We start from the raw sequence: 21,049 nt of genomic DNA, 5'->3' as shown, positions 1-21,049 counted from the left end.
CTCCCCGCCTCGGCGGAGAGTTAGAGGGGGCTTATAGCATTCCTTTAGTCGATGGTAAAATCATTTTTTCTGAATCCCTTTTTACTGCTGATTTGATAGCCTTGGCGAAAGCTTTAAAAATTGCTTCGATTTTATGGTGTTCGTTGGTGCCTTCAGCTTTGATATTCAAATTTGCTTTGGCGCCATCGGTAAACGATTTAAAAAAGTGGTAAAACATCTCTGTCGGCATCTTTCCTATCATTTCCCGTTTAAAATCAGCTTCCCAAACCAACCAGTTCCTTCCGCCGAAATCTATAGCCACCTGTGCCAAGCAATCGTCCATAGGCAAACAAAAACCATAGCGTTCTATGCCTAATTTATTGCCCAAAGCCTTACTGAACACTTCTCCCAAAGCAATGGCAGTATCTTCAATGGTATGGTGTTCGTCCACTTCCAAATCTCCTTTTACACTAAAGGTCAAGTCCATTTGTCCGTGGCGGGAAATCTGATCTAACATATGGTCAAAAAAGGGCAATCCGGTGTCTATTTCACTTTTTCCGGTACCATCCAGATCCAATTTGATGTAAATATCGGTTTCGTTGGTTTTCCTTTGGATTTCCGCTACGCGGTTCTCCAACTTTAAAAAATTGTAGATCTGTTTCCAATCATCTGTTTCCAAAGCGATAAAAGTATCGAGGTCATCACCTTTTGTATTGACCTCCGAAGCTCCGAGATAAGTTCCGTTATTAATGAAAATACCTTTAGCTCCCAGGTTTTTTGCTAATTCGATATCCGTTAGACGATCACCGATCACAAAAGAATTCTCAAGGTCATAATCTTCACCGAGATACTGAGTCAACAGTCCGGTATTGGGTTTCCTTGTGGGGGCATTGTCTTTTGCAAAAGTGCGATCAATGACCACATCGTCAAAAACAACGCCTTCGGTTTCAAACGCTTTTATAATAAAATTGTGCACCGGCCAGAAGGTATCCTCCGGAAAGGAATCCGTTCCCAAACCATCCTGATTGGTCACCATCACCAATTCATAATCAAATTCCGCAGCGATTTTTGCCATGTAAGCCAATGCCCTGGGATAAAAATCCAATTTCTCAAAGGTGTCGATTTGTTCGTCCTCCGGCTCTTTGATCAGCGTGCCATCACGATCTATAAATAATACTTTTTTCATTTCTATTATTAATTTGTTCTTTTGAATAGACACTTAAGTCTAATCCAACATCTATGTTCTTATAAATTCCAAATCTCAAATTCCAAATCCCAATCCGGTTTTGGGATTTGGTGCTTGAATATTGTAATTTTCACCCCTTTAGTGCTTTAATCAATCTTTTATTTTCTGTTGGTGTGCCCACCGTAAAACGCAATGTGTTCTCACATAACGGTTGGGTGCTTCTGTTTCTGACCACAATTCCTTGTGCTAATAATTCATTATATCTTTTATTGGCATCATCTACTTTTGCCAAAATAAAATTCGCATCAGAACGGTATATTTTTTCAACAAAAGAAATGTCCTTCAATACCTTTGTCAGCATACTTCTCCCTTCCAATATCCTTTCGATTTCATTTTTTACTGAATCCGTATCCAAAACTCTTGTCAACGCTTTTTCTTGAGTAAGTTGATTAACATTATACGGCGGTTTTATTTTGTTCAGTATAGAAATAATGGCTTCGGAAGCATAACAAATCCCCAGACGGATCCCTGCCATTCCATAGGCTTTTGACAAGGTTTGTGTGACAATGAGATTAGGGAATTCACTCAAGCGTTGCAACCAACTTTCATTATCTGAAAAATCGATATAGGCTTCATCAACAACAACCAAACCCTTAAAGCTTTGAAGCAGGGTTTCCATTTTTTTTGCATTGAAGATATTCCCCGTTGGGTTATTAGGCGAACAAATAAACAACAGTTTTGTATTCACATCTACCGTTGATAAAATCGTATCCACATCGAGTTGGAAATCAGTCGTCAATAGCACTTCCCTGTTTTCGATGTCATTGGTTCCTGCCAGCACCTTATACATGCCATAGGTAGGTGGTAAAGTGATAATATTATCCTTTTGAGGTTTGCAAAAAGTTCTAAAAATAAGATCGAGTACTTCATCACTTCCATTTCCGAGGAGTATTTGTGATGATGAAACTCCTTTTTGTGTTGCCAAAACTTCTTTTAACGAACGCTGCTGCGGATCAGGATAGCGGTTAACTCCATTTTCAAATGGATTTTCATTCGCATCGAGAAAAACCATTTCCTTGTCAAAGTCCTTGAATTCGTCCCTTGCTGAAGAATAAGGCTTTAATTTTTTTACGTTCTCCCGAACCAATTTGTCAATATCAAATGTTGTTGTCATTTCTCCCTACTTTAAATCTTTCAGCCTTAAACTCACCGCATTTTTGTGTGCCTGAAGTCCTTCGGCATCCGCCATGAATTCAATAGCCTTCCCAATACCTTTAATTCCTTCTTCTGATATCTTCTGAAAGGTCATACTCTTCATAAAACTATCGAGATTAACACCGCTATACTGCTTGGCATAACCATTGGTCGGCAAGGTGTGATTGGTTCCCGATGCGTAATCACCTGCACTTTCGGGAGTGTATTTTCCAACAAAAACCGAACCTGCATTTTGGATACCACCTACAAAAAAGTTCTCATCTTCAGCACAGATAATAAAGTGTTCCGGACCGTATTCATTGATCAATTCCAAGGCAGTTTCATTATCATTTACATATATCAATTTTGAATTTTCTATAGCTTTTTCAGCAATTTCCTTTCGGGGAAGCTCTGTTATTTGATCTTCTATAGCTTTTTCAACCTTGTCCATAAAGTCTCTTGAGGTTGAAACCAATATCACCTGACTATCAGCACCATGCTCGGCTTGCGAGAGTAAATCTGATGCCACATAAGCAGCATTAGCAGTCTCATCAGCCATAACCAAAAGTTCTGAAGGTCCCGCCGGCATATCGATAGCAACCCCAAATTTGGTCGCCAATTGCTTCGCTACAGTCACAAACTGATTCCCGGGACCAAAAACCTTATATACTTTGGGAATGTTTTCCGTTCCGAAAGTCATCCCGGCAATCGCCTGAATACCTCCTACTTTTACAATTTTGGTGACCCTGCATAAATTGGCGGTGTATAAAATAGCAGGATTCACTTTTCCTTCCTTATTGGGCGGTGTACACAAGACCACATCCTTGCAACCCGCTATTTGAGCCGGAACTGCCAACATCAAAATCGTAGAAAACAAAGGTGCCGATCCACCCGGAATATACAAACCGATTTTCTCGATAGGTCGTTTTTCCTGCCAACAACGTACTCCTTTGACGGTTTCTACCATCACTCTTTCTGTTTTTTGAGCGGCGTGAAAAGCGGTAATGTTTTCCTTAGCTAAAGCAATAGATTTTTTCAAATCGTTACTCACCAACTTTTCCGCTTCTTGAATTTCTTTAGCTGATACCATAAAATCTTCAAGCATCACTCCATCAAAAAGGTTGGTGTATTTCTTTATGGCGTCATCACCCTTTTGCTTCACTTCCTTAAAAACTTCATTGACCGTCGCTTCAATATCCTCTACAGTTTGTGTGGGACGTTTTAATACATCTAACCAATCTTGTTTAGGTGGATTATATATTTTATTCATCACTATTACTTTTTATTTGAGATGCACATCCGTGTATCTTTATCTTTTTAAAGTCTTACTGAGTCCTAACAATTCTCCCCCTTCGGGGGAGCTAGAGGGGGCTTTAAACCACCATTTTTTCAATCGGGCAAACCAAGATTCCTTCTGCGCCAATGGCTTTGAGTTCGTCTATGATTTCCCAGAACCTATCTTTTGCAATCACAGTGTGGATGGAACTCCAGCCTTCTTCCGCCAACGGCAAAACCGTGGGACTACGCATTCCGGGTAATAACTTTATAATCTCATCAATTTTATCGTTTGGAGCGTTCAGCAATACATATCTTGAATCCCTCGCTTTTAAAACGGATTGAATCCTGAATTTCAACTGATATATCAATCCTTTTACTCCATCATCAATCTTTGATGGTGAGACAAGCACAGCTTCACTCCGAAGAATGGTTTTCACCTCCCGAAGGTTATTTTTGAAGAGTGTGCTTCCACTGGAAACAATATCCACAATGGCGTCTGCCAAACCGATGTTTGGTGCAATTTCAACCGAACCGCTGATAATGTGCAGCTCTGCATTAACCTTTTCCTTTTGAAGGAATTGATTGACCGTATTTGGATAGGAAGTCGCAATTTTCTTTCCTTCCAGGTCTTTAACCGATTTAAAATCAGCTCCTTTTGGAACGGCCAATGAAACCCTGCATTTGGAAAATCCGAGTTTTTCCACAACCTGAAGGTCTGTCCCTTTTTCAATTAGCAAATTTTCCCCAACAATGGCGAGGTCTACCACCCCATCCCTTAAATATTGCGGTATATCTCCATTTCTAAGATACATAACCTCCAATGGGAAATTACGCGCAGACGCCTTGAGTTGTTCACGTCCGTTGTCGATGGATATTCCACAATCTTTCAGGATTTTCAGGGAGTCTTCGTTAAGCCTCCCCGATTTTTGAATCGCAATTTTTATTTTTCTCTGTTTCATAATTACTTTCCTTAACTAAAGTGTTTTTGGTTGTTTTTTTCAAAACCAGCAATAAAAAAACCCGCTTGATGACTCAAACGGGTTTTTTTATATTATTATGTTTCAATCACACATAACAATCTCACCTCGCTTGAGTGCAAGTATGAAAATGATGATGTGATGTGTAAAGTGTCATTTTGTTTGTTTTGATATACAAATTTAAAGCAATTCAAAAATTGTTTCCAAATAATATTTTAGTTTTTTGCCCTAAGTGATATAAATATCTCGATTTTGTCCCTATTAGTTACGGAACTCATCAAAACAAGTCCATATTCAGGACTGCCTCCTCTCAATACTCATCGAAAAAACAAGCTTTTGTTAAAAATGAAATAAGAAAGAAGCTATTTGTTCTATGCCATTTTATTAAAAAATAATATCTTGCCCACCTTAAACACATGAATTAAATTGATTTTGTAATGAGAATTTTTCTTAGCGTTTTAATTTTATCAGTACTGACCTCTACCAGTATTTTTGCTCAAAGCAAGAAAGAACTAAGAGCACAAGTAAGCGAATTGAATTCCAAACTAAAGGTTTTACGACAAACTGAAGCAGACTTAGCAATAGCAGAACGAAAAGTAGAAAACCTTGAATTGCGACTGAAAGAACTTCAACAAACCAACAGCGACTTGATGGAGAATATGAATAAATTCTTATCAGCTTCAACGCAGCAGTCAAACACGGTGAACCTTACCTTGGAAACCCTAGAGCGGAAAGAAGCCCAAATAAAAGACATAAGAGATACCTTTAGTGCCAACGATTCCATAGCCTTTTTAGTACTTACCGACCTTAAGAAAACTTTAGGTGAAGATGCTCAAATAGGTGTTGAAAAAGGAAGTATTATCATTGCGATGGACACTCCATTCCTTTATGGATCTGATCCAAATAGCACAGATGTGGAAGAGACTGCCAAAGGTTTTATTGGAAAGATAGCAACTGTAGCAAAGAAATATCCTTCTCTGGATGTTACTGTTGAAAGTAGAGGAGCCAACTGGAACCTTAATGCATCCAGAGCGGCATCGGTGGCTAATGTATTACAAACCGATTTTAGTGTCGCTTCGGGAAAGCTTAAATCTACAACCACAGCCGGAGCTAGTGATGCCTCTTTTATACGTTTACACGTAAATTTTAATGCTTTCTACCTCGAAGTACGTGAAGATCTGAAGAAAGGAAGCTGATCACATTTAGCAATAAATCCGTAAATCCGGGACGTTAAACTAAAAAGATTGAAAAACTAGTCGCTATTTCATACATTAGTGCGATGATTCATGATTAAATCCCACTAAGTGGGTCTTTTCCCTGATGTTCTGCATCGAAATGGGTTAAGGTTTTTTCATTTGAACACCTTGTGGGCCTGCCTCTGTCGGCAGACAGGCTTGCCCCCAAAACTGTTGATTAGAAACAATAACCGGCTGATTTAATTCATGTTTTAATCCCTAACTAATGATTGAACAATTTGACTTTTCAACCCTCACCAGTACGCCTTATTTTCTAGCGGCAGTACTAATTTTTGCCTTTTTTATAGGTTTTTTTATAGGTAAATCGGTAAAAAACAACAAATATAAAAGCGAACTTGAAAAATGCTTACTCGAAAAAAGTGTTTTGGTAAACAATGCCAGAAGCGAGGCTATTTCTTTTTCAGAAGATAATACCATAAAAGCCGTTCAAACCCGGGGCAGGAGTGGAATGGCAATGGAATCTGACATGAATGTGTCTCTCAAGAAAAAAACGAAAGTTCCACCAAAATTAGACTTCAATTCCATAGGACATGCCAATGAAGAAGCCAAAGATGATTTAAAACTTATCGAAGGTATAGGTCCTTTTATTGAGAAAAAACTGAACAGTATCGGTATATACAAGTTTGAGCAGTTGAGCAGAATCACCGATAAAGATATTGAAGTGATTACCGAACTCATTGAATTTTTCCCTGGAAGAATAAAAAGAGATGACTGGAAAGGTAAGGCTACACAATTACTAAACTAGAGGTAATTGTCATTGATACCAAAGCGTCGGGAGTATTGATAGCCTTTTCTGAATTTATTTATTCTTTTCCTCGATCCATTTTGCCATATACTTACTGGCTTGGGTGGTTTGCTGCTGTAGCATGGCACCTGTAAAATTAGCCGTTCGATGTTGCTGAATATTCGTTTCTAACTTTTCAAGGGTTGTTTTAAACCGAGCTTTATGCGCTTTGGCATCAAACCTTTTTTCTAAAATCTCATACCCTGCATCTTGGGCTTGTTCCCATAACTGCTGATCGGAATACAGTTCGATAGCTGTTTTGGCTACTTCAGCAATATCATCACAAATAATTCCGTTCCACTCATAATCCCCATTGATTCCTTCAGCGCCGATTACTGTAGTCACACTAGGCGTACCAGATTGCATAGCTTCGATCAGTTTGCCTTTCAATCCGGCTCCAAACCGCATCGGAGCTAGACAAACCCTTGCCTTGCTCATCACTTCCATGGCATCCTCTGCCCTGCCGTGTACCATAAAACCTTCGGTTTCTTTATGTAAATCGAATACTTTTTGAGAGGGATAAGCTCCGTAAATGTGCAATTTAGCTTTGGGTAAAGCTTTTCTGATTCCCAGCCAGATAGTTTTTTTCAATTGCAACACGGCATCCCAATTAGGTGCATGCACAAAATTCCCGATAAAGATAAAATCCGCTCTTTCCTCCCATTGCTTCTGATTTTGCTCTGTTTTCGGAAGTAAAAAAGGCAAATACAACAGTAGATCAGCATTTATCTTAAAAACCCCTTTTAGGAGTTCTAACTCTTCTTCGGAAATAATCAAAGAGAGATCACATCGATACATACTGGCGATTTCACGTTTTGCCAAATCGCTTTGTAACAGCATATCCATATTAACCTCAACATCTTTTTTTAAGGCTATTTGCCTTACCTTTCGAAGAAAATGGAGATCTTCTGTATCCAGAATCCGAATGGCTTCGGGATATTGTTCAGCTACACGCCAGCCAAACTGTTCTTCAATCATATAACGGTCGAAAATAACAATATCAGGCTTTAAATCCGCTACAAAAGCATCAAAAGAGGTGTCGTTTAACTGAATTTCTTTTGCGTCAATCCCAATGGAAGCAAGATTAAAAATGTGCTCGCTTTGCTTTGCCGGTGATGCGAAGGTGATTTCTGCCCGATTTTCTTTAAAAAAGTCAATCAATTGCAGCATTCTACTCCCCGCTGCTGATGAGGTTGGCTCCGGCCAGACATAACCTATAATTAGAATTTTTTTTGAGTTATACACTTAGATGTTCTTTTCCTTTCTACAAAATGATATCAATATCACCTTTACCTTCACGGACGATCTCTGGTTCACTACCGGAAAGATCGATTACAGTTGAAGCCACATTGTCACCATAACCGCCATCAACAATAACATCCACCAGGTCATCCCATTTTTCGTGAATCAATTCCGGATCTGTGGTGTATTCGATCAATTCATCTTCATCGCGGATAGAGGTGGAAACGATGGGATTCCCCAATTCTTCGACCAAAGTTCTTGCTATGTTATTGTCCGGTACACGGATACCCACGGTCTTTTTTTTCTTGAAATCCTTCGGAAGGCTGTTATTCCCCGGCAAAACAAAAGTATAAGGACCGGGAAGGGCACGTTTTAAAATTTTAAAGGTTCGCGTATCAATCTGCCGAACGTAATCTGATAAATTACTCAAATCGGCACAAATAAAGGAAAAGTTAGCTTTTTCAAGCTTCACTCCTTTGATGCGGGCAATACGCTGTAAAGCTTTGGAATTGGTAATATCACATCCCAAACCATAAACCGTATCCGTAGGATAGATGATAAGTCCGCCCCTGCGAAGCACCTCCACTACCCTGTTTATTTCCTTCGGATTTGGGTTTTCTTCATATATGCGAATTAACTCTGCCATTCCTTTTATTTAGTTCGTAAACCTGTCAGGTTTGATTTCAATCCTAAAAGTTACCCAATAACATCAAGTTTGGCAAAACGGAGTAACAGCTTTTTTATGCCCCCGTTATCAAACCTGATTTCTGCTTTTTTGTCATTCCCTACACCCTCTAATTTGATAATTTCCCCTTTACCGAATCTGGAATGTTCTACTTTATTTCCAACCACTAGATCATTGTCAAACAAATTGGAGTTTGATGTAGGTTCACCAATATTAGGTTTTATTTTTCTCAGTTTACGCAGCTTTTCTTCTGATGGTTTATGTGATGATGGCGGTGTCCCCGATTTTGGTTTTTTAAGCCGAAGTTTACTTTTATCAACCTCCCCAAAAATATCGGAATCTATCATCGGTTTATAGCGATAGTCACTATCCATTGGAGGTGTCAAATATTCCAGATATTGGTCATCTATCTCCTCTATAAAACGACTGGGTTCGGCATCGATAAGTTTTCCCCAACGATATCTGCTCTGTGTATATGTGAGATACGCTTGTTTTTCTCCCCGGGTCAAGGCTACGTAAAACAACCTCCGCTCCTCTTCGAGTTCGCTACGGGTATTCATACTCATGGCTGAAGGAAATAGATCTTCTTCCATTCCTACAATATAAACATATGGAAACTCCAAGCCCTTGGCCAAGTGAATGGTCATCAAGGCCACCCTGTCATCATCACCGGTATCTTTATCAAGATCTGTTACAAGGGCAATATCTTCCAAAAATTCGGACAAATCACCTTTGGCATCTGCAATTTCCTTCTGACCTTCCACAAAATCCTGAATCCCATTCAGCAATTCCTCCACATTCTCCATTCGGGCAATTCCTTCCGGAGTACCATCTTTTTTAAACTCCTGAAGCAAACCGGTCTTTTTTGCCACATGTTCTGCCATTACAAATGCATCAGCGGTCTGATTGGTCACCTGAAAACTTTTGATCATCGTCATAAAATCGTCCAGTTTTCTTTTGGTTCCCGAATTGATTTTCAGGTCAATTTTATCCAGGTTCTCTATCACTTCAAAAATGGAACGTTTGTAGTGATTGGCAGCCACCGTCAGTTTTTCCATGGTGGTTTGTCCAATACCTCGTGCCGGATAATTAATAACCCGCACCAGCGCTTCTTCATCCTTCGGATTTAAGATCAAACGCAAATAGGCCAAAACATCTTTGATCTCTTTTCGTTGATAGAACGAGAGTCCGCCGTAAATGCGATACGGAATCTCCTTTCGCCTTAAGGCATCCTCTATCGATCGTGATTGTGAATTGGTGCGGTACAACACGGCAAAATCCCCGTCGTGCAACTGGTTTTGCATTTTATTTTCAAAAATGGACGAAGCCACAAACCTTCCCTCTTCAGCATCGGTGACAGAACGGTGTACTTTTATTAGGTTCCCTTCATCATTATTAGTCCAAACTACTTTTTCCAGCCTACTTTTGTTCTTTTCGATAACAGAGTTGGCAGCATTTACTATATTTTTGGTCGATCGGTAGTTTTGCTCCAAGCGGTACATCTCCACATTGTCATAATCTTTTTGGAAGTTCAGGATATTGTTGATGTTCGCCCCACGGAAAGCATAAATACTCTGTGCATCATCCCCTACCACACAAATATTCTGAAACCGGTCTGATAGCGCCTTTACAATTAAATATTGGGAATGGTTGGTATCTTGGTACTCATCCACCAAAATATAGCGGAACCGATCTTGATATTTAGCCAACACTTCAGGAAAACGGGTCAGCAGTTCATTGGTTTTCAACAACAGATCGTCAAAATCCATCGCCCCCGCTTTAAAACAACGTTCACAATACGCATTGTATATTTCTCCCAATCGCGGTCTTTTGGCCATAGCATCAGCTTCCATGAGCTCCGGATTGTTAAAATAGGCTTTAACCGTAATCAAACTGTTTTTATAGGAAGATATCCTATTCTGTACCTGTTTGTATTTATAAACATCCTTATCCAAGCCTATTTCCTTGATAATGGAATTGATAAGGCGCTGTGAATCCTGAGTGTCGTATATGGTAAAATTACTCGGATAGCCCAATTTTTCGGATTCGAATCTCAGGATTTTGGCAAAAACCGAATGAAAGGTTCCCATCCAAAGATTTTTAGCTTCGCTATTTCCCACGATCTCAGCAATTCGTTTTTTCATCTCGCGGGCAGCCTTATTGGTAAAAGTCAATGATAAGATATTGAAAGGGTCGACTCCCTTACTCATCAAATAAGCTATTCTGTAGGTCAGCACACGGGTTTTCCCTGATCCTGCCCCGGCAATAACCATAAGTGCACCGTCTTTGTGCAATACAGGGGCTCGCTGCGCTTCATTCAACTCTGCTAGATATGCTTCCAAAGTAATTTTATGTTTTTAAATTGCAAGTAGATTTCAACTCTTTTCAAAATAACAAAAAGTAGTTGATTTTTCCGGGTCAAGTTAACTAATATGGCAGTATTTTTTAAGAGGAAACGTAAATATTTATAAACAGAAATATTATATTATAGGTATATTTACCTTTCATAGCTTATGAAAATATCATTACACACAATTAACTTCAATATTTTTTTATGAAATGCACATAAACTTTTTTGAACATACCATACTGAAAATGATTAAAACAAGTTTATGTACATTCCTGAATATGAAGGAATTTTTAGTTTCTTCATCTGCCGTTGGCGGACTAAAAAATTTTAAACAGATGAAATTCACAAAACTCTCTTTTAAACCGATAGCAAAGATCAAAGGTTACCTTCCTTTGTTTTTTTTGCTATTCAGTATGCCTTTAATGGCGCAAAATTCACTAGAAGAAGATATTAAAGCCATTGAACCCAAAGTCATAGAATGGCGACGAGACTTCCACAAAAACCCTGAATTGTCCAATCGGGAATTCAACACCGCCAAAAAAATAGCCAAGCATTTAGAAGACCTGGGGATTGAAGTCACTACCGGGGTAGGAAAAACCGGTGTTGTAGGTATTCTGAAAGGTAAAAAAACCGGAAAAGTCATTGGTTTACGGGCAGATATCGATGCCTTACCTGTAACGGAGCGCAACAGCCTTCCATTCAAATCTACCGTTACCTCTACCTTCCTTGGAAAAGAAACAGGTGTTATGCATGCCTGTGGACACGATACACATATTGCTATTTTGATGGGTGTTGCGGAAGTGTTGAGCAAGCACAACGATTTTGCCGGAACGGTAAAATTTATTTTTCAACCTGCGGAAGAAGGTCCACCACCGGGTGAAGAAGGTGGAGCTAAACTAATGATCAAAGAAGGGGTGCTCGAAAACCCAAAAGTTGATGCCATCTTCGGTTTGCACATCAACTCTGGAACACCGGTCGGGACCATCCGTTACAAACCGGGGGGAACCATGGCCGCAACAGAACGTTTTGTTATCAATGTAAAAGGAGTGCAAACACACGGATCTGCTCCATGGAGCGGTGTTGACCCTATTTTGATATCTGCAAAGATCATAGACGGACTTCAAACCATCATCAGTAGGGAAGCCCGCTTGGTCGATGAAGCCGCAGTTATCACCGTTGGGAAAATCACTGCGGGAGTTCGCTTCAACATCATCCCTGAAAGTGCTGAAATGATCGGTACGATACGAACCTTGACCCCCGATATGAGAAAACATATCTTGGCGCGTGTACAACAAATGGTGCCGGCCATTGCCGAAGCATACGGAGGCAAAGCCACTGTTGAAATACAAAACAATACGGCAATCACATACAACGATGAAGAATTGGTTGAACAAATGCTGCCTTCCCTGGAAAAAGCTGCAGGCGCTGAAAATGTACAACTGACAAAAGCGACTACGGGAGGCGAGGACTTCTCCTATTTTCAGGAAGAAGTACCCGGATTTTACTTTTTCCTTGGAGGAATGCCTAAAAATTCAACAAAAGCAGCACCTCATCACACTCCTGATTTTTATATTGATGAAAGTGGACTGTTGTTAGGGGTAAAAGCATTCACAAATATTGTCAACGATTATCTAGCAGAATAAATATGGAAGTAGTTTTAGATTTTGTGCAAAATATCCCTTGGTGGGTTTGGGTATTGATCTTCCTTGCCCTTGTAGCTATCCGCGATATGTTTTTCAATAAAAAACACATCATTACCCATAATTTCCCCATTGTTGGCCATATACGGTATATGCTGGAAAGCATCGGACCTGAACTGCGTCAATATATTGTAGCCAACAACCGTGAGGAACTTCCTTTTAATCGAATTGAAAGAGGATGGATATATGCATCAGCAAAGAATGAAAACAACTATGAAGGCTTTGGAACCGATAGGGATATTCACGAAGCGCATTACATTTTTATCAACAACGCTATGCTCCCTTATAAAGTTCCACAAGGTCATCCTAATACAATTGACCCTTATTTTCTACCTTGCGCCAAGGTGATGGGAAGTTATAACAAAAGAAAACGTCCGTATCGACCTGCATCTGTCATCAATGTTTCTGCCATGAGTTTTGGTTCGCTTTCTGCCCGGGCAGTAGAATCATTGAACGAAGGTTGTAAACTGGCTCATGCCTATCACAATACAGGCGAAGGAGGATTATCCCCCTATCACAGAAAGGGAGCTGATGTTATTTTTCACTTCGGAACGGGATATTTTGGCGTAAGGGGCGATGATGGGAAGTTTTCCATGGAGAAACTAAAAAAACTGGTGGAAGACAATCCGCAGGTAAGAGCGATCGAAGTCAAACTCTCACAAGGGGCAAAACCCGGAAAAGGTGGCGTGCTTCCCGCTTCAAAGATCACAAAAGAAATTGCCGAGATACGACATGTCCCCATAGGAAAAGACGTATTGTCACCTCCTAATCATTCGGCTTTCGGAACTATCGAAGAAATGGTGAAATTTATTGAAGACATAGCCCGTGAAACCGGATTACCTGTAGGAATCAAGGCTGCCATTGGAAAATTGGATCAATGGCGTGAATTGGCCAATGTAATGAAGAAAACCAATCAAGGCCCTGATTTCATCACCGTTGATGGTGGTGAAGGTGGTACCGGTGCTGCTCCACCGAGTTTTGCCGATCATGTTTCCCTACCTTGGATCTATTCGTTCAGCGATGTGTATAGGATTTTCAAAGAAGCAGAACTCACAAACCGTATTGTTTTTATAGGGAGTGGAAAGCTCGGTTTCCCGTCCAAAGCCGCTATGGCCTTTGCCATGGGTGTAGATTCCATCAATGTAGCTCGTGAAGCTATGATGAGTGTAGGCTGTATTCAAGCCCAGGTGTGTCATAACAATACCTGCCCCAGTGGTATTGCCACTCAAAATAAATGGCTGCAATCGGGGATTAATATCGAAGACAAAGCGGAGAGAGTAAACTATTACTTTAAAAATTTCAAAAAAGAGTTGATCGAGATCACTCATGCCTGCGGCTACGAGCATCCTTCCCAATTAACCATGGAAGATGTGGATATCAATCTTGGCGATAAAAGCCTTACCCAACCCTTGGCCAATGTTTATGGCTATAATAAAGTGAAAGTTCCTTTTGAGGGAACTGAAAGTTTATTACATTGCCCCCATCTTGGAGGTCAATACAAGGCCGAAGAGGCATTGGAAAAACTTAAAAACAAACAAATCAGATACTAACAAGCCCCATGGAAGAATTAAATTTCGTTGAACTATTATTTTTTTTACTACCGGCTTTGATCACCGGTCTTATTGCCTATTACTTTTTCAATTCACATATGAAAAACGAAGAAGGGAGAAGGCGTTACCTGCTTCATAAGCAAACTGAGAAAACCGCGCTCCCACTAAAGTTACAAGCCTACGAACGTATGGCTTTGTTTTTGGAACGTGTCAACCCATCGAAGTTATTGTTGAGAATCGTCCCTGAAAGTGACGATAAAGAAATGTACGAGGCACAACTCATCACTTCAATTGAACATGAGTTTGATCATAACCTCGCACAGCAGATCTATATTTCAGATGAATGTTGGAACGTCATCAAAGCATCAAAAAATGCAACGATACAAATGATACGCAAAGCCGGAATGAATGCTGAAAATGCCCAAAAACTAAGGGAAGATGTATTGAATCAACTTCTTGACAAACAACCGCCTTCCAATGCGGCCCTGGGATATATCAAAAAGGAAATAAAAGATATTTTTAACTAAACCTAAGAAGAGCTAACCCGCCATTTTTTTGGGTTGTTGGATTTTTACACGGGCTTCGGCATAAACCTTACCTTGCTCCCACCATTCTGCCATCTTCTTTTTATTGAAATAAAGGGAATTTTCGGTAAGTCTGGTGGGGGTAAAATAGGTGTTCAATCTTACATTCTTGTTAAGTGCTGCCAGTTTTCCTTCAACAATATCGTGCGATTCCAATTGATCCAATACAAAACTATACAGGCTCACCATAAGCGAAAACGGATTTTTCCCCAGTATTTTATTGTATTCCATATTTTCCGTTTCTAAAATAATGGCATCTATTTCACTGGCACCCATTTTTACAGCTTCACGAATCGGGATAATACAACCCAACCCGCCATCGGCATATTCATAGCCATCCTTTTTGGTGAGTGACATAAAGGGAACATAGTTACACGATATCCATATCCAGTCGCAAAAATCGTCATAATTGTAATCCATGATCGATTTATACTCCACCCTGTTCATAGAAAGGTTGGAAACCGTAACCACTACATTTTTTCCGTTATCGATCAATTGTTTGTATTCATCTTCGGAAAAATTATTTCTGATCTGCCGCCTCAAATTCTTGCTCTCCCCAAAGGTTCGCTTCCCTTTAATAAGCTGCCAGATTACATTCAGGTAATTGATGGCTACATATTCCTTTCCGTTCCTTTTACGGGTTATAAACGGATTGTTACTAAAGATTTTTCGCTGTGTGACATTCGTATAGATGTCGTATATCTTTTCAATATTGTTGTTCGCCAAATGAGGGATCAATAAACTCCCCGTGGAAGTCCCCAAGTAAAGGTCGTACTCCCTTTTTTCATTTTCCATAAGGTGTTGTGCCACACCACCGGCAAATGCGCCCTTACTTCCTCCTCCGCTTATTACTAATGCTCTCATTCTTCTGTGTTAAATATTCAATAGATTACTATTATTGCTCAACGTTTCAAACCACTTTATATTTCCAGTTGACTCACTTCTTTATTCTTGAATTTAGCAAATTCAAACCCGCGCTGCCACCATTCTGTCATTTTTGCTTCATCGAATATAAGGGAATTGGTTGTCAATACTGTTGGTGTGTAATAAAAATTAATGATAGCATCATTGTTGGACGCTACAAACTTTCCGATTTTAATGTTTTGATATTCAATTCGGTCAATCATAAAATTAAACATGGCTGTAAGCAGCGAAAACGGATTTTTTGAAGGCAATCTGTTGAATTGGGTCATTTCAGTCTGTAAAATAATGGCGTCGACTTCCGTTGCTCCTCTCTTTATTGCTTCTTCAATGGGAACCATGCTCCCAAGTCCGCCATCGACATATTCACAACCATCCTTACGCACCAGCGTCATAAAAGGCGTGTAATTACTCGACATCCAAACCCAATCGCAAAATTCATCATAATCATAATCTTTGATCGATTTATATTCCACCTGACTATATGATAGATTGGAAACTGCAATCACTACCTCCTTGTTACTATTCTTCAATCGTTCAAAATCTTCTTGCGTAATGGATTTTCTGATTAGTTTTCTCAGATTATGGCTTTCGCCGAAAGTTTTACTTCCCCTGATAAAATTTCTGATAACGTTGATGTGGTTAATACTTATTTGCTGAACTCCGTATTTTTCTTTGATTTTAAACGGACAAACACTGAAAATACTGTCGTTGTCTACAGAAGTATATACTTTCTTTATTTTTTGGACCTCTCCCAACGCAAGATGGCTCACCAAAAGGCTTCCGGTAGAGGTTCCCAAAAAGAGATCGTAATCCCTTTTTAACTCCTCGATAAGATATTGTGCAACGCCACCGGCAAATGCCCCTTTGCTCCCTCCTCCAGATATGACTAATGCCTTCATTGTAGGTTATTCTTTGGTTTTGAGTTTTTCTTTTAAAAAATCTTGTTCGTTTTCGTTCAGTTTATTCAGCATGTTTTGCAGTACCTTTTTGTAATCTTCCTGCGCTATCAAACTGTCCAGCAATTCCCTTGAAAACTTCGAAAACTGCCAAGTGTGATGGTGACATGCCTGTATTAAATGACATAATGCTTTTTCATTAAACGCACGGACTTCGTAAAGATACTGAAAAGCCAATTGTCTAAGCTCAAAATTATAGTTGGGATGGGTATAATTGATCAATTCCTCATAATACGAAACTTTGTTATTGTTGTCATAACCCGGAGTAATCACAGCCAAAGCCAACCATAAAACACGAATGTTTTTGTTATTGAACCCGCTTTTTCCTTTGGTGGTGTCCAAATATTTTATCCGGTCTTCTGGAAAATATATCCACAGCTTCAAAAGCGTATTCTCGACAGTGATATAACTACTGTCGTTCAACAATTTTTCAACATCCGGTTTTAATTGCTGCGGAATACTATCAATATACAAAACTGCTGCCTGACGTGTTTTCAACACATCCGATTGCAAAGCTTTTTTATAGATTTTTATACCTACTGAATCGGTTTGAAGCCGTCGCAAAACATTTTCTACCAAGGCATAATTGTCTTTTCCGCTAAAAATACTATCGTTTTCAGCTACAAAATCAGTTAACTCACTTTGATCAGCCGTATCAAATTGCAACAATGTTTTGGTCAATTTATTCTTTTGCAGCAGTGTTCTGGCTTTTTCTATAGGAAATTCTTTATTCACCAGCCAACGCTGAACAAAATCATCCAAATCTTGTCCGCTTTCGGTTTCTACGATTTTTATAAAATCATCCGTAACCACATTTTTAAACGCAAAGGCATTGAGGTAGTTCCTTACAGCCAATTGAAACGCCTTTCCTCCTACTTTATCCCGAAGTGCATGTAAAACCCAAGCTCCACGCTGATAAAAAGTAAGACTACTTGCCTTAGGGTTCATCAAACCCTCCCCTTCGTTCTGAGACATCATATCCAATTGCTTCGCAGATTGATACAACTGAAGGTAGTAATGATCGTTTCCGAAAACCTCCTCTTCAGCCAGCAAAGCATAATAGGTGGCAAAACCTTCCTGCAACCAATGGTGCGTTCCGCTCTGCTCTGTTATCAAATCACCAAACCACTGATGTGCCAGTTCGTGTGCATTTACGCTGACATAATTTTTATCGGTAAATCCCGTTGAATCGACCACATAAGCATCAGAAAAAATAGTAAGAGAGGTATTTTCCATTCCGGAATAAAGAAAATCCTTGACAGGCACTTGCTTGTAATTTTGCCACGGAAAAGGAACTCCGATTTCGTCTTCCAAAAAGTCAAAAATACGTTTGGTATAACGATATGTGGGTTCAACCATGGCGGTGTCCGCCGGAGGCGGATAAAAATAGAGCTCCATAGGAATACCGCTTTCAGACAACTCCTCTTTCACATCATAATTCCCCACTACAAAAGCCAACAAATAACTGCTCATCGGGTTTTGCATATCAAAATGCCATGTTTGTTGTTCATCTCCGCTATCCTTTTTAAGCAATTTTCCATTGGCAATCACTTTGAATGTTGAAGGCGCTGTAATGGATAAATCAAATTCAACCTTCTCGTTCATATCATCAAAGCTCGGGAGCCAATTGGAGGTGTATTTCCCCTGTCCTTGTGTCCAGATTTGACGACCTCCCCTCGGAGCGTCAAAACGATTCAGTATTAAATCGTTCTTGTCATCCTCAATAAAATACAGCGCTTGTTTAGGATTGCATAAATAACTAATTTTAAGGATATTTAAATTACTTTTATTGAAGTTTTCATTTAAGTATATCTTCTTGCCATCATATTCATAATCAGCTGATTTTTCATTAATAAAAACTGAAGAAATTGTCATGTTCTTTGCATCTATCACAATGGAATCCGTTGATTGTAAAACATCAAAAGTATAGGTAATACTACCTCTGACCGATTTACTTTCCGGATGAACGGAAATAGCTACTTCCCCCTTTTTGAAATCGACAAAAGTAGTTTGCTGAGCCAAAATGGCCGATGAGAAAAACAAAAAAATATAGAAAAAGACATGTTTCATTGGTTCGTTGTAAATCCGATACCAAATTAACAAAAGTTGACAATATGAAAATAGCATCAGATCGGGTTTTTTACAAGAAAAAAGTATATTCGTACTTATGAATCCAAATATCCTGCAAACTCCTATCGATTACCTAAAAGGCGTAGGCCCCAATCGGGCTGATTTGCTTAGGAGTGAACTCGGTATTCACACTTATCAGGATTTTATTAATCTTTTCCCCAACAGGTATATCGACAAAACAAAATACTACAAGATAAGTGAGCTACAGCGCAACAATGCTGAAGTACAAATTGTCGGGAAGATAACCCATATAAAAACTGTTGAACAAAAACGCGGAAAACGCTTGGTTGCTACTTTTACTGATGGTAGCGGAAAAATGGAATTAGTGTGGTTCAGGGGACATAAATGGATTCGTGAAAGCCTAAAAATCAACCAACCTTATGTTATTTTTGGTAAAACCAATTGGTACAATGGCTTTTCTATGCCCCATCCTGAGATGGAATTGCTGAGCGAACACGAAAAAAGCCTGCGTACCGCCATGCAGCCCGTGTATCCATCCACAGAAAAACTAACTAATAAAGGTATTACCAATCGGGTCATCAATAAACTGATGCAGCAATTATTTATGGAGACCAAAGGGCGGTTTGCTGAAACTTTATCCCCCAACCTTCTTGACGAACTCAAACTCATTTCGAAAAGTAAGGCTTTATTCAATATTCACTTCCCTGAAAATCAGGAATTGTTGGCCAAGGCACAATACAGGCTGAAGTTTGAAGAACTGTTCTACATTCAGCTACAGCTGATCTCCAAAAACTTAATGCGAAAGCAAAAGATAAAAGGTTTCAATTTTGATAAGGTCGGAACGCTTTTCAACACCTTCTATAAAAACCATTTGCCTTTTGAACTCACCAACGCCCAAAAAAGAGTTATCCGGGAAATAAGAAACGATCTGGGGAGCAACGCACAAATGAACAGGCTATTACAAGGGGATGTAGGCTCCGGAAAGACGATTGTAGCTCTTATGGCAATGTTGTTGGCCATTGATAACGGTTTTCAAGCTTGTATGGTCGCTCCAACTGAAATTTTAGCTCAACAACATTACAACGGTATTGCGGAACTGGTCAAAACCCTTAATATCCGTGTGAAATTGCTTACCGGTTCATCCAAAACTTCTGAACGAAAAGAAATACACGAAGAGCTGGAAAACGGCAAACTCCATATTCTGATCGGCACCCACGCTGTGTTGGAAGATAAAGTCCGTTTTAAAAACCTCGGACTCTCCATTATTGACGAGCAACACCGCTTTGGAGTGGCGCAACGCTCAAAATTATGGCACAAAAACAAAGTCCCGCCACATATTTTAGTGATGACGGCAACGCCCATCCCCAGAACCCTCGCTATGAGTTTGTATGGCGATCTTGACATTTCGGTAATTGATGAATTGCCACCCGGCAGAAAAGCAATAAAAACCGTACATCGATACGACACCAACCGATTAAAGGTCTTTCGGTTTATAAAAGATGAAATTGCCCTGGGAAGACAGATCTATATTGTTTATCCGCTTATTCAAGAGTCCGAAAAATTGGATTACAAGGACCTGATGGACGGTTATGCCAGTATCGAGCGGGAATTCCCAAAACCTGAATACCAAATTTCCATAGTTCACGGAAAAATGAAACCTGCCGATAAAGACTATGAAATGGATCGTTTTGTAAAAGGCGAAACACAGATCATGGTGGCCACAACCGTTATCGAAGTGGGTGTCAACGTACCCAACGCCTCTGTAATGATTATCGAGAGTGCCGAGCGCTTCGGTTTATCACAGTTGCACCAACTACGCGGACGCGTGGGCAGGGGCGCCGAACAAAGCTATTGTATTTTAATGACCAGCCATAAACTCTCAGCCGATTCCAAAACACGCTTGGAAACTATGGTAAAAACCAACGACGGCTTTGAAATCGCCGAGGTTGATCTCAAACTTCGCGGTCCGGGAGATATTATGGGTACTCAGCAAAGTGGGGTGCTTAATTTAAAAATAGCCGATATCGTAAAAGACAACGAGATCCTGAAAACTGCACGCTATTATGCCTTAAAAATACTAAAGAATGATCCTTCCCTGACATTGGAAAAGAACAAGCACATCCGTTACACTTACCAACAATTGATCAAGCATAAAAACATCTGGAACTACATTAGTTGATAAGTTGACATAAAAAAACAGGCCATTCAGCCTGTTTTTTGGTAGCATCTCATAAACTGTGTAAATAGAAAATATCGGGGGTCATGACCCCCGATATTTTTTTATTAATTTTAAATTTTACACAGTATGAAGAA

16 protein-coding genes are annotated in these 21,049 nt (G+C 39.7%); 6 read left to right on the top strand and 10 right to left on the bottom strand.

From position 1 onward, the window contains the following. Positions 1-31: 31 nt before the first annotated feature. From hisB to hisG, 4 genes are all read right to left on the bottom strand, one after another. On the bottom strand, positions 32-1,165 hold the full coding sequence (gene hisB / locus OOZ15_RS18875) for a bifunctional histidinol-phosphatase/imidazoleglycerol-phosphate dehydratase HisB (RefSeq protein ID WP_265958006.1): 1,134 nt from the start codon (positions 1,163-1,165) through the stop codon (positions 32-34). 130 nt (positions 1,166-1,295) lie between these two features. After that, complete coding sequence (hisC, locus tag OOZ15_RS18870; protein WP_265958005.1) at positions 1,296-2,339, bottom strand: histidinol-phosphate transaminase; 1,044 nt, start codon at positions 2,337-2,339, stop codon at positions 1,296-1,298. A 6-nt stretch (positions 2,340-2,345) separates the two neighbouring features. Then, the gene (hisD, locus tag OOZ15_RS18865; RefSeq protein WP_265958004.1) at positions 2,346-3,629 is read right to left on the bottom strand and encodes a histidinol dehydrogenase; all 1,284 of its coding nucleotides are present in this window, start codon (positions 3,627-3,629) and stop codon (positions 2,346-2,348) included. 103 nt (positions 3,630-3,732) lie between these two features. Continuing rightward, positions 3,733-4,596, bottom strand: a complete 864-nt coding sequence (hisG, locus tag OOZ15_RS18860; RefSeq protein ID WP_265958003.1) for an ATP phosphoribosyltransferase — start codon at positions 4,594-4,596, stop codon at positions 3,733-3,735. A 455-nt stretch (positions 4,597-5,051) separates the two neighbouring features. Between hisG and OOZ15_RS18855 the strand changes: the two genes are divergently transcribed. Together OOZ15_RS18855 and OOZ15_RS18850 are read left to right on the top strand one after the other, a co-directional pair. Further along, positions 5,052-5,810, top strand: a complete 759-nt coding sequence (locus tag OOZ15_RS18855) for an OmpA family protein (RefSeq protein WP_265958002.1) — start codon at positions 5,052-5,054, stop codon at positions 5,808-5,810. Positions 5,811-6,075: 265 nt separating this feature from the next. Next, entirely contained in the window at positions 6,076-6,615 is a 540-nt protein-coding gene (locus OOZ15_RS18850) for a hypothetical protein (protein WP_265958001.1), read from the top strand. Between the two features lie 54 nt (positions 6,616-6,669). On the opposite strand, the gene OOZ15_RS18845 is transcribed toward OOZ15_RS18850, so the two are convergent. The 3 genes from OOZ15_RS18845 to OOZ15_RS18835 are packed head-to-tail and all read right to left on the bottom strand — an operon-like array spanning position 6,670 to position 10,923. Continuing rightward, positions 6,670-7,899, bottom strand: a complete 1,230-nt coding sequence (locus OOZ15_RS18845) for a glycosyltransferase family 4 protein (RefSeq protein ID WP_265958000.1) — start codon at positions 7,897-7,899, stop codon at positions 6,670-6,672. A 19-nt stretch (positions 7,900-7,918) separates the two neighbouring features. Further along, the gene (locus OOZ15_RS18840) at positions 7,919-8,542 is read right to left on the bottom strand and encodes an L-threonylcarbamoyladenylate synthase (RefSeq protein ID WP_265957999.1); all 624 of its coding nucleotides are present in this window, start codon (positions 8,540-8,542) and stop codon (positions 7,919-7,921) included. 50 nt (positions 8,543-8,592) lie between these two features. After that, the gene (locus OOZ15_RS18835) at positions 8,593-10,923 is read right to left on the bottom strand and encodes an ATP-dependent helicase (protein ID WP_265957998.1); all 2,331 of its coding nucleotides are present in this window, start codon (positions 10,921-10,923) and stop codon (positions 8,593-8,595) included. Positions 10,924-11,344: 421 nt separating this feature from the next. On the opposite strand from OOZ15_RS18835, the gene OOZ15_RS18830 reads away from it, so the two are divergent. Genes OOZ15_RS18830 through OOZ15_RS18820 form a run of 3 tightly spaced genes read left to right on the top strand, consistent with a single transcriptional unit; the run spans position 11,345 to position 14,708 of the window. Next, on the top strand, positions 11,345-12,574 hold the full coding sequence (locus tag OOZ15_RS18830; protein ID WP_265958016.1) for an amidohydrolase: 1,230 nt from the start codon (positions 11,345-11,347) through the stop codon (positions 12,572-12,574). A 2-nt stretch (positions 12,575-12,576) separates the two neighbouring features. After that, positions 12,577-14,181, top strand: coding sequence for an FMN-binding glutamate synthase family protein (locus tag OOZ15_RS18825; RefSeq protein ID WP_265957997.1), 1,605 nt, complete (start codon positions 12,577-12,579; stop codon positions 14,179-14,181). 8 nt (positions 14,182-14,189) lie between these two features. After that, the gene (locus OOZ15_RS18820; RefSeq protein WP_265957996.1) at positions 14,190-14,708 is read left to right on the top strand and encodes a DUF7935 family protein; all 519 of its coding nucleotides are present in this window, start codon (positions 14,190-14,192) and stop codon (positions 14,706-14,708) included. 12 nt (positions 14,709-14,720) lie between these two features. On the opposite strand, the gene OOZ15_RS18815 is transcribed toward OOZ15_RS18820, so the two are convergent. The 3 genes from OOZ15_RS18815 to OOZ15_RS18805 are packed head-to-tail and all read right to left on the bottom strand — an operon-like array spanning position 14,721 to position 18,715. Continuing rightward, entirely contained in the window at positions 14,721-15,629 is a 909-nt protein-coding gene (locus OOZ15_RS18815; RefSeq protein WP_265957995.1) for a patatin-like phospholipase family protein, read from the bottom strand. A gap of 56 nt (positions 15,630-15,685) precedes the next feature. Then, positions 15,686-16,588, bottom strand: coding sequence for a patatin-like phospholipase family protein (locus OOZ15_RS18810; protein WP_265957994.1), 903 nt, complete (start codon positions 16,586-16,588; stop codon positions 15,686-15,688). Between the two features lie 6 nt (positions 16,589-16,594). Continuing rightward, a complete protein-coding gene (locus OOZ15_RS18805; RefSeq protein ID WP_265957993.1) occupies positions 16,595-18,715 on the bottom strand; it encodes a M1 family metallopeptidase in 2,121 nt (706 codons plus the stop codon). A gap of 97 nt (positions 18,716-18,812) precedes the next feature. Between OOZ15_RS18805 and recG the strand changes: the two genes are divergently transcribed. Continuing rightward, positions 18,813-20,915, top strand: coding sequence for an ATP-dependent DNA helicase RecG (gene recG, locus OOZ15_RS18800; protein WP_265957992.1), 2,103 nt, complete (start codon positions 18,813-18,815; stop codon positions 20,913-20,915). Positions 20,916-21,049: the final 134 nt, after the last annotated feature.

The sequence above is a fragment of the Galbibacter kalidii genome, assembly GCF_026241135.1.
Classification (GTDB): domain Bacteria; phylum Bacteroidota; class Bacteroidia; order Flavobacteriales; family Flavobacteriaceae; genus Galbibacter.
This window is presented reverse-complemented; position numbering and strand designations above follow the sequence as displayed.

Excerpts from the sequence above, each read along its gene's own strand:
- hisB (WP_265958006.1), bottom strand. The coding sequence starts at position 1,165 with ATGAAAAAAGTATTATTTATAGATCGTGATGGCACGCTGATCAAAGAG.
- hisC (WP_265958005.1), bottom strand. The coding sequence starts at position 2,339 with ATGACAACAACATTTGATATTGACAAATTGGTTCGGGAGAACGTAAAA.
- hisD (WP_265958004.1), bottom strand. The coding sequence starts at position 3,629 with ATGAATAAAATATATAATCCACCTAAACAAGATTGGTTAGATGTATTA.
- hisG (WP_265958003.1), bottom strand. The coding sequence starts at position 4,596 with ATGAAACAGAGAAAAATAAAAATTGCGATTCAAAAATCGGGGAGGCTT.
- OOZ15_RS18855 (WP_265958002.1), top strand. The coding sequence starts at position 5,052 with ATGAGAATTTTTCTTAGCGTTTTAATTTTATCAGTACTGACCTCTACC.
- OOZ15_RS18850 (WP_265958001.1), top strand. The coding sequence starts at position 6,076 with ATGATTGAACAATTTGACTTTTCAACCCTCACCAGTACGCCTTATTTT.
- OOZ15_RS18840 (WP_265957999.1), bottom strand. The coding sequence starts at position 8,542 with ATGGCAGAGTTAATTCGCATATATGAAGAAAACCCAAATCCGAAGGAA.
- OOZ15_RS18830 (WP_265958016.1), top strand. The coding sequence starts at position 11,345 with ATGCCTTTAATGGCGCAAAATTCACTAGAAGAAGATATTAAAGCCATT.
- OOZ15_RS18825 (WP_265957997.1), top strand. The coding sequence starts at position 12,577 with ATGGAAGTAGTTTTAGATTTTGTGCAAAATATCCCTTGGTGGGTTTGG.
- OOZ15_RS18820 (WP_265957996.1), top strand. The coding sequence starts at position 14,190 with ATGGAAGAATTAAATTTCGTTGAACTATTATTTTTTTTACTACCGGCT.
- OOZ15_RS18815 (WP_265957995.1), bottom strand. The coding sequence starts at position 15,629 with ATGAGAGCATTAGTAATAAGCGGAGGAGGAAGTAAGGGCGCATTTGCC.
- OOZ15_RS18810 (WP_265957994.1), bottom strand. The coding sequence starts at position 16,588 with ATGAAGGCATTAGTCATATCTGGAGGAGGGAGCAAAGGGGCATTTGCC.
- OOZ15_RS18805 (WP_265957993.1), bottom strand. The coding sequence starts at position 18,715 with ATGAAACATGTCTTTTTCTATATTTTTTTGTTTTTCTCATCGGCCATT.
- recG (WP_265957992.1), top strand. The coding sequence starts at position 18,813 with ATGAATCCAAATATCCTGCAAACTCCTATCGATTACCTAAAAGGCGTA.